The sequence below is a fragment of the Anoxybacillus tengchongensis genome, from assembly GCF_014201585.1.
GTDB lineage: Bacteria > Bacillota > Bacilli > Bacillales > Anoxybacillaceae > Anoxybacillus > Anoxybacillus tengchongensis.
In genome coordinates this window covers 253,727-268,543 of the sequence record NZ_JACHES010000001.1, presented here as the reverse complement: position 1 = coordinate 268,543, position 14,817 = coordinate 253,727, and the positions used below count along the sequence as shown (strand labels likewise).

The window sequence follows — 14,817 nt, the reverse complement described above, 5'->3', positions numbered from 1 at the left end:
TTCTCACCCCTTTCGTTCATTATAGCGATCGATTGCCATTTGTGTAGCTTCATAGACGAAACGAGCAAGCTGTTTGCCGATCGGTGTAATCGTTCCTGCATATTCATAATATGTACCTTGTTGTGATGCAGCAATGGCAGTACAATCTGTTGATGTGCCTGTTGCGATTGTATTTGTTTGTGTATCAACGACTTGTTTATCGTACAGAGCCTTTGTTTTTGCTTCTGTTACAGTCATTAACGCTTGCACAAACGCTGCTTCCGATAAATGGGCATCAATAAAAACAAACGTATTAATTGTCCCAGGAGAAGCGATCACATCCGTTCGACGCCACGCATTCGCGCTATCAACGGCATTTCCCACCCCAGCAGTTACCGCAACAAAAAGGCGAACAGGTTCATAAGCGGATGTAAACACAACATCTCTTACATCAACCGCTGTCATCATCCCAACGGTCCATTGCTCATCAAAACCTTGTTGTCGCAAAAATTCAATCATCTCTTGTGCAGCATCGTCACAACGGTAGTCCAGTGAAACATGGCGATTTACAAAAGTCGTTGCCCAACGCGTGCCACCGCCAACGATGGCCGAAGAAAGCACTTTAAACGGTTTTATTGTTTCAATGACAACCATCGTTTCATGTTGTGTGACGTGCCATGGCACATCGTCAATCGGTTGTTCTAAAAACGGAACGAACGTTACAAGCGGTTTCGGTAATACAGGATGTTCATGTCGTTTCATACATGTATCAAATACGCTCTCAATCATGGACTCGTTCAACAACTCTCTCGGTGTTCCACACGCAACTGCCTTTCCATCTCGCAAAAAAAGAAGACGATCGCAATATAGCGATGCGATATTTATATCATGAAAAATAGCAACAACCGTAAGCTTCGATTGCTTTAATAAATTTAACAACTTGAACTGTTGCGCCACATCCATATGGTTCGTTGGTTCATCTAGTAATAATACGCGCGGTTGTTGTGCTAACGCACGTGCAAGCGCCGCTCGTTGACGTTCTCCGCCGCTTAATTGCTCTAGGAAAACATGTTGTTTATGCGCTAATGTCACACAACGAAGTGCTTCATCAACAACTTGATCATCTTCCTCCGTCCATTTAGGAAAAAGAGTAGATTGGTAAGGATAGCGTCCAAGCTCAACCATTTCTTTGACTGTATATCCAAACGAAACGTCTATATGTTGAGGCAACGCAGCAATAAGTTTAGCATATTGTTTCGGTTTATACGTTTCAATATGTCGTCCGCAAACAACAATATTTCCTCGCTGTAACGGCAGTTCTCGACTTAACAGTTTCATTAACGTCGTTTTTCCGCTTCCGTTCGGCCCTAAAATACCAAAAAACTCCCCTTCATGAACGGTAAATGAAATATGGTGTAATACTTGCTTTTCCCCATATTGATACGAAACGTCCTTCACATCAATCATGTTCATCCCGTCTTCCGTTTTAAACTTTTAAATAACAACATCGCAAATAACGGTGCTCCAATCAACGATGTAATGACTCCGATCGGCAATTCCCGCGGTGCAACAATCGTTCGCGCCACGACATCTGCTAATACTAAAAATGCGCCACCATATAAAAAAGAAAGCGGCAACAACTTTCGATGATTCGCTCCACAAATCAAACGAGTCATATGCGGAATGACTAGTCCGACAAAGCCGATCGTTCCCGATACAGCTACCGCTGCGCCTGTAAGTAGTGAGGCACTAAGTAAAATGAATAGCTTTTTTTGTAATACATGTACACCAATGTTTGCAGCTGCTCGCTCTCCAAATGAAAAGGCGTTTAACTCGCGAATATGTACAAATAAGCCGAGGCAGCCGATGATAAAAAACGGTACAAATAAAGAAACATATGGCCAGCCGCGCATCGCGACACTTCCCATTAACCAACTGATAACTTGACGCAATTCCTCACCGCTAAAGGCAACCATAAGTGAAATAACCGAGCCGAAAAACGCATTCATGATAATACCGATTAAAACAATTGTTTCAATTCCCATATTGCGTTCAGCAAGCCGAGCAAATAACAAAACAAACAATAACGTCACGAGCGCAAACGTAATGCTCACAATCGGTAACGTAAAACGACCGAGAAACGACAGATGAAGCTGAAAAAAGAAAACGATGACCGCTCCAACAGCTGCACCAGATGATACACCGATCGTATACGGATCAGCTAAAACGTTTTTCAAAAGACCTTGAAACGCTACCCCTGCAAGTGCTAGTGCAGCGCCAACTAAAAAAGCGAGCACAACTCGTGGTAAGCGAATAGAAACAATAATTTGCGAAATAGCCGCGGGAACATTTGTTGATGTATGAAACGTATGATGCAACAACGTTTCCCATATAGAAGAAAAGGGAATCGATTGTGATCCAATCGATATCCCTAATAATAATGCAACGATCGCAATGATTGATGCAGTAATGTAATTATTTAAAAATGTCTGGATAAACGACTTTGGCAATTTCTTCGACCCCTTCAACTAAACGTGGCCCTGGACGAGAAACTAAATCAGAATTGACATCGTATACTCGTTTATTTTTAATCGCAGTAACTTCTTTCCATGCCGGACGAGCGAGCACTTGCTCGACAGCGTTTGGCGTATAATAGCCATACGTCGTAATAATGACGTCTGGATTTAATGCCACCGCATCTTCTTCAGTAAACATCGGCCATCCTTCTTGATCACCTGCTGCGTTTTTCGCGTGAATGATCGTTAACATTTCATCCATAAATGTTCCTTTTCCTGCTGTATAAATTTCTGGTGCAGGAGAAACTTCGACCCAAACTGTCGCTTCCTCTTTTACTTCTTTCGCTTTTTCAGCAATCGCATCAATTTTTTGTTTCATTTGCTGCACAACATCCGCTGCTTCTTTCGCTTTCCCTGTCGCTTTCCCGATGAGCTCAATGGACGCATATACGTCGTTGAACGACGTCGCATTTGGCACGACAATGACCGTAATGCCTGCATCTTTTAACTGCTTTAACCCTTCTTCAGCATTGTGGGCACTAGATGCATGCGCAAGCACAACGTCTGGTTGAAGCGAAATTATTTTTTCGACATTAAACTCCATACCACCAATTTTTTCTTTGTTTTTCACATCTTCTGGATAGTTATCAAAATCGCTGACACCGACAATTTTGTCACCAAGCCCTAACGCGTATGCAATTTCTGTATTGCTCGGAATGAGTGAAACGATTTTTGTCGGTTCTTTTTCAATCGTGACATCACCAACCGCATCTTTGACGGTAACTGGAAAAGCAACTTCCTCTGTTTTCGTCTCTTGTTTTGTTTCTTTCGCTGGCTCTGCGTTACTGTTGCACGCTGCTAATCCGAGCGTCAACACGAGTGCCAAAAGCCACATGTACTGTTTCCATTTTTTCATGATTTTACCCCCTTTTATGTATAAAAATAAAAAGCTCACTCCAAATGGAATGAGCTGGAAACAACAAAAGATAATAACTCCTCTTGTCGTTTCGCTATCTCACTCCCCGAAGACGCGAATGACGATGCAAAAAGGCAGGTCTACTGACTTATGCGTCATCCTACTTTGAAGCCTTCCCATACGAATCGTACAGTGGCATATTTCATTTCGTCAGCACTTACAGTTGCGGGGACAGTTCTGGACTTGCACCAGATTCCCTATTAAGTCTACTAGGTCGCCCGTTCGACACCTTTTTGCAACGGATGTATGTAATTGTCGAACAATTTTTACGTTTCTATCATAACGAAAAATATGATGAATAGCAACAAATTTTTTCTATTTTAATGGCAATGCAAATGTAAATGTCGTTCCTTCTCCGAGTTTGCTATGAACAGTAATTGTTCCTTTATGCGCTTCGACGATGTTTTTCGCAATCGCAAGACCTAATCCCGTACCAGATCGACCGCGCGTACGCGCTTTATCCGCTTTATAAAAACGCTCAAATACAAACGGTAAATCTTCTTCTGGAATACCTGTACCAGAATCTTGTACGGAAATGCGTACGACTTCTTCATCCGCAGCGACAATGACACGCACTTCCCCACCGTCGTCTGTATGACGAAGAGCGTTATCAATTAAATTCGTCATCACTTGTTCAATACGATCGGGATCGAACGAAACAATGGGCTCGTTGTTCATGTCAACAAGCAAACGAACCCCTTTTTCTTTCGCTAACCCTTGAAATTTATGAATGATACGTTCAATATACGGTCGAAGGGACACTTGCTCGTGATGAAGCGTTAAATGGCCGGCTTCCATGCGCGCTAAATCAAGCAAATCATTGACGAGGCGTCCCATGCGCAACGATTCATCATAAATGACTTTTGCTAATTCTTTTTTCTCTTCATCTGTCGCTGCAATATCATCGACAATTGCTTCGCTATATCCTTGTAACATCGCAATCGGCGTGCGCAATTCATGAGAGACATTGGCGATAAAATCTTTGCGTAACTTATCTAATCGTCGTTCTTCCGTCATATCGCGAAGCACCGCAACCGCTCCGCGAATCATTTTGCCGTTGTATAACGGCGTCATGACAATGACCCAATTGCGACCTTGTAACGCCATTTCTATCGCTTGTTCCTTCTCTTCCGTTACCGCTTTCTTAAACAATTCATTCACTTGCGGAGGAAGTGGCGATAAATCGTCGCGCTGTCCTTGTTCGTAATACCACGCTTGTAAAAATCTATCAGCAGGCGGATTTGTAATGAGCACTTCGCCATTTCGATTGAGCGTGATAACACCATCTGCCATGCTACTTAAAATGCTTGCTAATTGCTCTTTTTCTTGGTTTAACGCATTAATATGAAATTGCAGTTGCCGACCCATTTGATTAAATGCCATCGCAAGTTCCCCGATTTCGTCATGGGTGACGATCGGCACTTTAGAATCAAATTTTCCACGTGCGATTTCAAATGCCACTTGCCTCATTTTTCGAAGCGGTGCTGTAATGCGTGTAGACAAGAAAAATGCGAACACCGTCGTTAGTACAATCGCAATAAATGCCGCAAGAAAAATAAATTTCGTCGTTTGTTTTGTCGTTTCTTCTACTGCTTTTAACGATTGATACACGAAAACAGCACCGTTTCCATTAGATGTTTGAAGCGGGACGCCGACAATAAATAGCTCGTTATATTCATTGTTTCGCATCGTTTGATTTGGCATCAGCGTTCGTTTTACCACTCTTTTCCCATTAAAAACACGCGATAACTGCCTATCTTGCTGAATAAACGAAAGTGGCAAATCAGCAAGCTTTTCATTCGGCGAATACCAATAATGACGATCATCGATAATAATCATAAGCTTTGATACGTCATCAACCATCGTCCATGCAATGGAGCGTGCAAATTGTTCATCATGTTCCGCCACGACACGAGCCACTTTTACTGCTTGTTGGGTTAGTTGATCTCCTGTCTTTTCTAAATAATATTTTTCAAAAAAACCAAGTAACAAAACCGTTAAAATAAAAAGGACGAAAGCAACAAGCAACAAAATGGTCAGCCATAGTTTTCCAACTACACTACGCCATAACGCCATCATTCATTCACGACCTCAAATTTATATCCGACACCCCAAACGGTGACGATCATTTTAGCCGCAGCAGGCGACACTTTATTTAGTTTTTCGCGCAATCGTTTGACATGCGTATCAACTGTGCGTAAGTCACCAAAAAATTCGTAATGCCATACTTCTTTTAACAACTGTTCACGATCAAACACTTTATCTGGCGATTTCGCTAAAAAGTGAAGCAATTCATACTCTTTCGGAGTTAAGCTTACTTCATGTCCGTCCGCTGTGACACGATGGGCATCATGATCAATTGTTAAATGTGGGAAAACAAGCACATCTCGTGCAGTCGTATCCGTCGGTACATATGGAGAGTTGGCGGTACGACGAAGCAACGCTTTAACACGGAGCACCACTTCACGTGGACTGAACGGTTTTACAATATAATCGTCCGTTCCTGCTTCAAATCCTTGCACGCGGTTTGCTTCTTCTCCTTTTGCTGTTAACATAATGACAGGCGTTGCTTTTTTCTCCCGTAGCTGTTTACATACTTCAATGCCATCTTTTCCTGGTAACATAAGATCCAGTAAAATTAAATCATAATCATTTTCAAGCGCTAAAACTAGCGCATCTTCGCCGTTTTCCGCCTCATCAATGACATATTGCTCACGTTCTAAATACATGCGAAGCAAGCGACGAATCCGTTCTTCATCATCAACAACTAAAATTTTAATTTCCTTCTCCATGATGTCATACCTCCTCATTCACTATTGTACAAAACCGGTAAACTTTTTTCTACTTCTCATAAGAAAAGCGCCTTCGCAATGAAGGCGTTTTTTAAGATCCAGCATATGAGTGTAAGCCAGCAATAACTAAGTTAACAGCTACTAGGTTAAACATAATGATCGCAAATCCGATGACCGCAAGCCATGCGGAACGCTCACCATGCCATCCTTTTGATAAACGCAAATGTAAAAACGCGGCATAAAACAACCATGTAATAAGCGCCCATACTTCTTTCGGGTCCCAGCCCCAAAAACGTGTCCATGCAATTTGTGCCCAAATCATCGCAAAAATAAGAGCACCGAGCGTAAATACCGGAAATCCAATGGCTACAGAACGATATCCGATCTCATCAACCAAGTCTAAATTAACGTTTTTCACAAGCGGCTGTAGCGCGGCTGCGATGCGCTTCCGTAAAACGAGGCGAAGCAAACCGTATAGGCCAAGACCTGCAAATAAAGACCAAATTACCGTATTTAACTTGCGCGCATTAATGATCGCTGGCATGTCAATAAGCGGTGTCATGCGTCCTTCTGTTTTTAACACACCTTCGTGCGGTCCGACAAGTGCTGGCATATGATATACCATTTCATCTTGCTTACCGTTTTTATCGATCCATTCAAACGCTGCTTCGTAGCCAGCGGCACGAAACGACGTTGTCACAATAACGAAACCAAGCGTACTAATTAAGAAAAACAACACGAACTCGAGCCAAAACGTGCGCTTACTCGGTTTCGATTGATCGACAACGCGAATTAAATAAATTAATCCTGCTACAAAACTAATCGCTAAAATCGCTTCTCCAGCTGCCGCTGTCGTCACATGAATATGCAACCAATCACTTTGTAACGCTGGAATGAGCGGGGAAATTTCCCGTGGAAACATGCTCGCATAAGCAATCACTAAAATAGCAATCGGTAAAGTGAATAAGCCAAGTAAACTTGTTTTATAAATAAAATAAATGACGATAAACGCTCCAACAAGCATCATGCCGAAAAATGTCGTAAACTCAAATAAATTGCTGACAGGTGCATGCCCAGCGGCAATCCATCGTGTAATAAAATAACCGAGTTGTGCAATAAATCCAATGATCGTGACAACGATCCCAATCGTTGCCCAACGATCTACCCCGTCTTTCTTTTTGACGCGAATGGCACCGCCAAAGAAAAGTGTCGCAATTAAATAAAGAACAAATGCTATATATAGTAATGTACTGCTTAGTTGAACCACAATGTTCCCCCCTATGACCGCTTGTCCGCTTGATCAATCGGCATGACAAACGGCGTATCGTTAAATATTCCTTCAAGCTCTTTTTTCAATCCAAACCAGTTTTTATTCGTATGTGCGGCAATAAGCACTTCTTCATCAATCCGGCGAATCCATAAGCGGCGGTGATTCCAATACATCCCTTGAATAAGACCGATCATAAAAATCGCGCCGCCAACCCCTAAAATCCAAAGTGTAAAATCGCGACGCACCGTCAGCGCCGATACGTTTCGTGTTTCAATACCGGCAAACGACATCTTATATTTATTGTCACCAAGCGGTTCAATCGTTTGACGAATGGCGGTGAAACTCACTTCCCCTTTTGGACGATCAGGGGCAAACATTTTAAATACAAACGCTGGATTGTTTGGCACTTTCGAGCGCGTATTCGGATTTCCATTTTCATCAAAATAAAAATCTGGAAAATAGCTTAATAGTTGTACTTTATAGCCGTTACCGAGGTCATACTCTTTTTCAGGTTGAATTAAGTCAATGGTAATCGTGCCAAATGATTTGTTCGTTTGTTTATCTGTCAAATGAAATGACATATTTTTCAATTCATCTAACTTAAAGTCTACTTGATATAATGCATAATGATCGTGTTTTAACGGTTCGTTGACACGAATCGAAAAACTTTTTATTTTTTTGAGCTTCGGCTCTTCGCCAGCAACGACGGGACCAACACGTTCGTATAATACAACGTCCGTTTGATAGTTTTTCGCCATCATCCCGCTACCGACACGGTCAATCGCTGGTTGAAAAGCTTCCTTCTCTTTTTCTTTCTCATATACTTCAAAAATAAACTTTTTATTTTCTAAAAAATATTTTCCTTTTGTTCCTGGAATTTCTTTTATTTCCCCTTCGCGAATCCACATGTTTTCATCCACATACATTCCGGGAACGAATCGAAGCATCGCACCGATTAAAAAAATGATGAGACCAATGTGATTGACATACGGTCCCCAACGCGAAAAACGTCCTTTTTCCGCTAAAATGTTCCCATTTTCTTCACGAATGCGATAGCCGCGCTTCGTTAACTTGTCCACGACATGTCGCAACGCCGTTTCATAATCTGTTGCTTGCGCACGGCTAAATAGCCGTTGCCGCTGTAAAAATTGTTCATTGCGCGTCACCCGCTGATTATTTAACGCTCGGTATAGCGGAACGACACGGTCTAAACTACAAATAACGAGCGATACACCGATCAGTGCAATAAGCAACATATACCACCATGAACTATACAAGTCATGAAAACCAAGTGTATAGTACCATTTTCCCAACCAGCCGTACTGTTGTTCATAATATTCGGCTGGTGATACAGTTGGCGGAATGTACATTTGTTGCGGATAAATCGTACCGATAGCTGAAGCAATTAATGTAATAACAATTAACCAAACCCCTACTTTGACAGACGAAAAAAAGTTCCAAATTTTATCAATAATCGTTTTGTTGTACGTTTGTGAACGTCGCGCGCTCCCTTCATAGCGCATATCTACTAATGTTGGCACCTCTTCAAGCGGTTTGCCACACGCCTCACAAAGTACCGTTCCGATCGGATTGACGTGTCCGCATTCACATTTTACGTGTTCCATATTGAAAACCCCTTACGGTTTAATTGTCTCCATATATTTTCTTACATCTTCTTCTGTCATTGTTCCTGTGATCATATCTACAATTTTTCCATCTTTATCAATTAAAAATGTCGTTGGCAACGGACCGATATGATACGCGTTCATCACTTGATCTTGTTGATCGATGACAACTGGAAATGAAAGCTGGAAACGGTTAACGAACGTTTGTACAGCGACTTTCGCTTCTCCTACGTTCACAGCGATCACTTCTACTCCTTCATTTTTATATAGATTGTATTGGTTATTGATGTATGGCATTTCTTTTTCACACGGCTTACACCAAGTTCCCCAAAAATTTAAAAATACACCTTTTCCACGGTAATCAGATAGTTGAATTTTGTTGCCATTTAAATCTGTAAGGACGAAATCTGGTGCCGAATCGCCAACTTGAATTGCTTTTTTCTCGACAAATACGTTTGAATAAATGGTATAGCCAATAGCTGCAAGCATAATAGCTAAAATGACCGTCCGAAGCCAAAATCGCTTTTCTTTCATCGCCAACTCTCCTATAAACCGTTTTCATCAATCCCATTATACAAGTTACCACTATACAAATAATGAAAATTATTTGAACAAACTGTGACAAAATTATGATGGATAAGGCGAACCAGCCGACGCCAGAGCGCGTAATTGCTTCACTTCATGTGGCGACAGCTCGCGGTAGTCTCCAGGATTGAGCCCCTTTAAATCTAAAAAAGCGTAACGTTCTCGTTTTAGCTTTAACACAGGGTGACCGATCGCCTCAAACATGCGACGCACTTGACGATTTCGTCCTTCGTGAATACGCAGTTCAACAATGGCTGTTTGTTTTCGTTTATCAATGGATAACACTTTCGCTTTCGCTGGCGCCGTCATACCGTCTTCTAACACTATACCTTTTTCCAGCTGTTTTATTTTTTCACGCGCTGGAATACCTTTTACTTTTGCGATGTACACTTTTTCAATCTCATAACGCGGATGCATTAATACATTCGCAAACTCCCCATCATTTGTTAACAACAGCAATCCTGACGTATCGTAATCTAGCCTTCCAATTGGATAAATGCGTTTGTTTACATGTTTAAAAAAGTCAGTCACTACTTTTCTTCCTTTTTCATCTTTTACGCTCGAAATGACGCCCCGTGGCTTGTACAACAAATAATATACGGGCTCTTCACGCTCAAGCGGAATACCGTCTACTTCAATGCGATCTTGTGGGCTTACTTTCACCCCAAGTTCGGTCACCACTTTTCCATTCACTTTTACTTTTCCCTCGACGATCAATTGCTCTGCTTTTCTTCGCGATGCAACACCTGCATGAGCAATCACTTTTTGTAATCGTTCCATTTCATTCACCTCACTATATAGTTTTACCACATTCGGTACAGGAGTTCAAAAATAAGAAAAAGCGATCATCATAGACCGCTTCATTTCCCAAACATCCATAATACAATAATAAATGATACGATAAAGCTAATGAGATCGGCAAGTAAGCCGACTTTTAGGGCATCTCCCATTTTGCGAATGCCGACAGCACCGAAGTAAACAGTGAGCACGTATAACGTCGTTTCTGTACTTCCTTGAATCGTAGAAGCTAATCGACCGATAAACGAATCCGGTCCGTATGTTGCGATTAAGTCGGTGACCATGCCGAGCGATGCGGTTCCTGAAATCGGGCGGATGATCGCAAGCGGGACGACCTCTGGCGGCAGACCGAACGGGATAATCAATGGCTTTATATATGAAATAAAAAAATCTAGCGCACCAGAAGCGCGAAAAACGGAGACAGCTACAAGCATGCCAACTAAATACGGAATAAGGGAAAAGGCGATTTGAATCCCTTCTTTCCCCCCTTCAACAAACGCTTCATACGTTGGCACACGCTTGTACGTTCCGTGCAACAAAATGCACGCGATTAAAATGGGAATAAGCCAAAGTGACAGAAATTGAATAACGTGCATCACAGTCCTCCTTTTTTCCGCCTCCGTATGTAAAATGCGCGGTCGATCATCATTGCTGATATTGTCGCAATAAGGGAAGCGACAAACGTCGTCCCGATAATTTCTCCTGGTGAGGCAGAGTGATATGTCATGCGAATGGAAATGACGGTCGCAGGAATAAGTGTAATGCTTGCAGTATTGAGAGCGACAAACGTAATCATCGAACGGCTCGGCTCGTCTGTTTGACCGTTTAATTGCTTTAATTGCTCCATCGCTTTAATGCCAAGGGGTGTCGCAGCATTTCCTAGCCCGAACATATTTGCAATCATATTAGATAATATATATCCGAGCGCAGGATGATCAGGCGGCACTTCTGGGAAAATTTTTTTCGCAATCGGGCGGAACAAATGGGCAAAAAACGAAAGCAGCCCAGATTGCTCAGCAATTTTCATTAAACCGAGCCAAAAAACGAGCACGCTAATTAGCCCGATGCTAATCGTTACCGCTTCTTTCGCCCCTTGAAACATCGCCTCATTGACGTCTTTCATCGTCCCGTTTATTCCCGCAAACATAAGCCCGATGAGTAAAAGCGCAACCCAAATGAGATTAACCATCTCGCCCCACCCCCAACAGCCAGTCAAAAAAAGAACGTGTTTTCTTTTGTTGTCTATAAAAAATCGGTGTTTCATCAACTTTTTCGTTTCCGATATATAGTTCCGCTCTACCAACAACAGATGGGACGCCTGTCTCTTTCCATTGTTCTTGTGGGCGAAGTAATTTTCGCTCTAAACGAATTAACGACTCTTCCTTTTTTGTGACCGGATATATAAAATCGCGTGCAACAAACAAATGATGATCATAAAAAGGATCGTCCATATCTTTCACAATCGTATCTGCTTTAATCTTTACAAGTTCATAATGCGCAAATCCATGCTCATACATCGCGATATGATCGTTCCAATCATCGCCTGCATCAATTGTCACTGCAATGAGGTCAAGCCCATCTTTTGAAGCAGTTGTCACTAATGTACGCTTCGCTCGCTTCGTATACCCTGTTTTTCCACCTGTACAATATTCATACAAATGCGTCAACAGCTTATTTTTATTGCGCCAAACACGATCCCAATCTTCTGTCGGATTTGGCGCACGATACAATTTTGTTCCCGATACTTCGCGAAATTGCTCGTTTTGCATCGCATATCGCATCAATAGCGCCATATCATACGCAGTAGAGTAATGATTTTCCGCGTCATCTAACCCGTGCGGATTTGCAAACTCCGTATTTGTCATACCGATTTCTGCCGCTTTTTCATTCATTAAAAAAACGAAGCCTTCAACGCTACCACCAACGTGCTCAGCGATCGCTACCGCCGCATCGTTTCCAGAACGAAGCATAAGCCCATATACTAAATGTTTGAGCGCAATTTTTTCACCAGGCTTTAAATAAACTGAAGATCCTTCTGTACGAACTGCCCGTTCACTTACCGTCACAAGTTCTTCCCATTTTCCCGATTCGATCGCTAAAATGGCGGTCATAATTTTTGTAATGCTCGCAATACGTCGCTTCGTATGCGCATCTTTTTCAAATAGCACCCGTCCTGTCGTTTGTTCCATTAAAATCGCACTTTTGGCACTAACCGACATCGCCTTCGTTTCATTCGGAAATAGCGAACAAAAAAAACAAAGCACGATCATCCATATGAACCATTGCCGTCGCATACACCCTCATCCCTTTGTCCGTTTTGTACAAGTGTATGCGCTAGTAAACGATGTATGACACACGGTCTTTCGCTTTTACAAATCGTCGCTCGACGTCGTCCCAATTCACGACGTTCCACCATTGTTGAACGTACGTCGCACGATCGTTTTTATATTGCAAATAATACGCATGCTCCCATACATCTAATACAAGAAGCGGAACGGTCGTCCATTGTGTGCCACATTGATGTTTTTCCGTCTGTAAAATTTCTAACCGCCCTGCAAATGGTGACCAAACGAGAAGTGCCCATCCATTTCCTTCTACTTGTTTTGCCGCTTCTGTAAAATGTCGTTGAAACGCTTCAAAGTTGCCAAAATCGAGCTCGATTTGTTGAAGTAGCATCCCCGTTGGACGCCCACCGCCACGCGGTTTCATATTGTTCCAAAAAATTGTATGCAAATAATGTCCGGATCCATGAAATGCAGCTTGACCTTCCCAATGTTTTAATAACGCATAGTCATTTTTTTCACGCGCTTGTTGCATCATTCGCTCCGCGCGGTTTAACCCGTCGACGTAGCTTTGATGATGTTTTTCATGATGCAAACGCATAATCTCTTCCGCAATATATGGCTCTAATGCATTGTACGCATACGGTAGCTTAGGTAGCGTATGTCCTCCAATCGGCACGCGCTTACGCTGTAATTGTTCATATATGTTTGTCACTTGCCCATGAATGCGTACGACATCCCCACGTTCAAGCTCTAACTTTAATTGCTCAACCGCCTCTTCGTCGACAAACGGCTTTATGCGCTCAAGCCACATTTGCACGTTATGAATATATTCGTTCATCTTCACACCTCCTTCGGCATCATATGCAGCAAAAAAAGAAGCTGACACACGCAGCTTCTTTATTGCGATTGAATCATTTTTGTTCGGTAGTCTGTTTCGTAAAACTCGAGCTCTTCCCGCATCGTTTGAAAATCAGCTTCAATCGCATGAAGCAATTGTTGTAACGATTGAGGCGCAGGTTGTCGCAATTTAATCGAATGTCTCCCTGTGTACGCCGAGCGGCTATCTTCATACCATAAATCGCGCTTTGGTGTAAAAAACTCCGCGACACATGAGTGATAAATTTTATATAGTGCCTGTTCTGCAGCAGCTTTCCGAAACGGTTCTTCTTGAAGGACGATGCGACATGCGTCAATCCCTTCTTCGCCATATACAGCTAAACGGCGTAAATCCGCAAGCACCCCTTCATAATAATGGCGGTCACCCGCACATTCTGCTTGCATTTGTTCAATCGTCGTTTCGTTCAAATAACGAGTAATTTGTGCTACAATGCCACTTAGCAACTGCTCAACTTGCTTTGTTTGGTTAAAAACAACAGTGTTACCCATAGTATCCTCCTTTACGGTTGCGCGATGAATAAAAGCGATGATTTCACATCGTACGCTTGTTGTTTCGCAAGCGATTCAAATACTTCTGGCAATTTGGCAAAGTCGATCGATGAAAAATAGCGACGAAGCTCTTCTTCTTCACTTATATATACACGTTTTCTCATCCGAAGCGATGGATCGACAAGCAAACAGACGAGCGCGACAACATCTTTAAAATATACGTCTTTCCCACCTGCTTGAAATACCGGGTCTTGTTCATACGGCGTCCATTGTGAAAAACGCTCATCGAAATATCGAACATATAACACACGCAACGTCCGCTCCGTTCCATCATCATCAACAAACGTCACTTCCGAACGGTTAAAAAAATCTTCCGACGTATTCGGCTGTGCTTTTTGTAATTCATACCCATGACAAGAAATAATTTTCACAAACGATACACCCCTTTTTCAACAACGAAGCTACATTTATTTTACCATAAATTACGAATCGTGCGAAAAATTTTATCATTTCTATAACAAAGAAAAAACAGGCGCACAAAGGCACCTGTGTTTGTCTTATTAATTAATCAGCAAAAGAATTTTGTTAAATAAAGGGGATGAACA

General features: G+C 42.2%; 15 protein-coding genes and 1 riboswitch. All 15 genes read right to left on the bottom strand.

The genetic code is table 11. The annotated features are described in order from the left end of the window. Positions 1–3: 3 nt before the first annotated feature. On the bottom strand, positions 4–1,446 hold the full coding sequence (locus HNQ82_RS01480) for an adenosylcobinamide amidohydrolase (protein ID WP_183246550.1): 1,443 nt from the start codon (positions 1,444–1,446) through the stop codon (positions 4–6). A 2-nt stretch (positions 1,447–1,448) separates the two neighbouring features. Beyond that, positions 1,449–2,489, bottom strand: a complete 1,041-nt coding sequence (locus HNQ82_RS01475; protein WP_183246548.1) for a FecCD family ABC transporter permease — start codon at positions 2,487–2,489, stop codon at positions 1,449–1,451. Further along, a complete protein-coding gene (locus HNQ82_RS01470) occupies positions 2,455–3,411 on the bottom strand; it encodes an ABC transporter substrate-binding protein (protein ID WP_183246546.1) in 957 nt (318 codons plus the stop codon). The genes HNQ82_RS01475 and HNQ82_RS01470 overlap by 35 nt, the downstream gene beginning before the upstream one ends. A 116-nt stretch (positions 3,412–3,527) precedes the next feature. After that, a riboswitch (cobalamin riboswitch) is annotated at positions 3,528–3,719 on the bottom strand. A 67-nt stretch (positions 3,720–3,786) separates the two neighbouring features. Continuing rightward, a complete protein-coding gene (locus HNQ82_RS01465) occupies positions 3,787–5,550 on the bottom strand; it encodes an ATP-binding protein (protein WP_281380790.1) in 1,764 nt (587 codons plus the stop codon). Beyond that, positions 5,547–6,263 (bottom strand): response regulator transcription factor, encoded by a 717-nt coding sequence (locus HNQ82_RS01460; protein ID WP_183246544.1) that lies wholly within the window; start codon positions 6,261–6,263, stop codon positions 5,547–5,549. Before HNQ82_RS01460 ends, HNQ82_RS01465 begins: the two co-directional genes overlap by 4 nt. Positions 6,264–6,354: 91 nt before the next feature. After that, on the bottom strand, positions 6,355–7,530 hold the full coding sequence (gene ccsB / locus HNQ82_RS01455) for a c-type cytochrome biogenesis protein CcsB (RefSeq protein ID WP_183246542.1): 1,176 nt from the start codon (positions 7,528–7,530) through the stop codon (positions 6,355–6,357). Positions 7,531–7,541: 11 nt separating this feature from the next. Next, positions 7,542–9,158: a cytochrome c biogenesis protein ResB gene (gene resB / locus HNQ82_RS01450; protein WP_055440691.1), complete on the bottom strand. Its 1,617-nt coding sequence runs from the start codon at positions 9,156–9,158 to the stop codon at positions 7,542–7,544. Positions 9,159–9,170: 12 nt separating this feature from the next. Then, positions 9,171–9,692: a thiol-disulfide oxidoreductase ResA gene (gene resA, locus HNQ82_RS01445; RefSeq protein ID WP_183246540.1), complete on the bottom strand. Its 522-nt coding sequence runs from the start codon at positions 9,690–9,692 to the stop codon at positions 9,171–9,173. Between the two features lie 93 nt (positions 9,693–9,785). Next, positions 9,786–10,523, bottom strand: a complete 738-nt coding sequence (rluB, locus tag HNQ82_RS01440; RefSeq protein WP_183246538.1) for a 23S rRNA pseudouridine(2605) synthase RluB — start codon at positions 10,521–10,523, stop codon at positions 9,786–9,788. An 80-nt stretch (positions 10,524–10,603) separates the two neighbouring features. Continuing rightward, positions 10,604–11,137 (bottom strand): spore maturation protein, encoded by a 534-nt coding sequence (locus tag HNQ82_RS01435; protein WP_183246536.1) that lies wholly within the window; start codon positions 11,135–11,137, stop codon positions 10,604–10,606. Continuing rightward, positions 11,137–11,730: a nucleoside recognition domain-containing protein gene (locus tag HNQ82_RS01430; protein ID WP_183246534.1), complete on the bottom strand. Its 594-nt coding sequence runs from the start codon at positions 11,728–11,730 to the stop codon at positions 11,137–11,139. The genes HNQ82_RS01435 and HNQ82_RS01430 overlap by 1 nt, the downstream gene beginning before the upstream one ends. Next, on the bottom strand, positions 11,723–12,835 hold the full coding sequence (locus HNQ82_RS01425; protein ID WP_183246532.1) for a D-alanyl-D-alanine carboxypeptidase family protein: 1,113 nt from the start codon (positions 12,833–12,835) through the stop codon (positions 11,723–11,725). Before HNQ82_RS01425 ends, HNQ82_RS01430 begins: the two co-directional genes overlap by 8 nt. Before the next feature lie 40 nt (positions 12,836–12,875). After that, positions 12,876–13,664 (bottom strand): superoxide dismutase, encoded by a 789-nt coding sequence (locus HNQ82_RS01420; protein WP_183246530.1) that lies wholly within the window; start codon positions 13,662–13,664, stop codon positions 12,876–12,878. 59 nt (positions 13,665–13,723) lie between these two features. Next, positions 13,724–14,212 carry a YpuI family protein gene (locus HNQ82_RS01415; RefSeq protein WP_032099942.1) on the bottom strand — a complete coding sequence of 163 codons (489 nt, stop codon included), beginning with the start codon at positions 14,210–14,212 and terminating at the stop codon, positions 13,724–13,726. 11 nt (positions 14,213–14,223) lie between these two features. After that, positions 14,224–14,643 carry a hypothetical protein gene (locus HNQ82_RS01410; protein ID WP_183246529.1) on the bottom strand — a complete coding sequence of 140 codons (420 nt, stop codon included), beginning with the start codon at positions 14,641–14,643 and terminating at the stop codon, positions 14,224–14,226. Positions 14,644–14,817: the final 174 nt, after the last annotated feature.